We start from the raw sequence: 386 nt of genomic DNA, 5'->3' as shown, positions 1-386 counted from the left end.
CACCTCGAGGATGGAGGAGCCCCGTCCGCGCTCGGCCACCGACAGCCGCCCCCGCAGCGACTGGACCGCCTCGGTCTCGTCGCGCTGCAGGATCACGAACTCGCGCCCCGCGGGACCCTCGAGCGCCCCGATCCGCAGGCCGAACCCTTTCCCGGGCAGCGAGAGCGGCACGCCCGTCTCGCCCTCGGCGAGGCTTTCGTCCGGCAGCAGGAGGGTGAAGCGTCCCCCTCCTCCCGCCGTCAGCCGGATCTCCTCCCCGATCCATTCAGGCGGCACCTCGAGCATGTCGAGCCGGATCCGGGCATCGCCCCGGTCATAGGGGATCAGGGCCTTGAGATCGGGCAGCGGCAGCCGCCCCGAGGCCACCGCATGGCCGAGGACCGGCA

General features: G+C 73.1%; 1 pseudogene. It reads right to left on the bottom strand.

Annotation, left to right across the window (positions count from 1 at the left end):
* Positions 1-386 (bottom strand): annotated as a pseudogene (locus ACTVZP_RS22340) (polysaccharide biosynthesis tyrosine autokinase); the annotation flags it as partial.

This window comes from Rhodobacter sp. NSM (assembly GCF_052244495.1).
In the GTDB taxonomy this organism is placed as follows: domain Bacteria; phylum Pseudomonadota; class Alphaproteobacteria; order Rhodobacterales; family Rhodobacteraceae; genus Cereibacter_A.
This window is presented reverse-complemented; position numbering and strand designations above follow the sequence as displayed.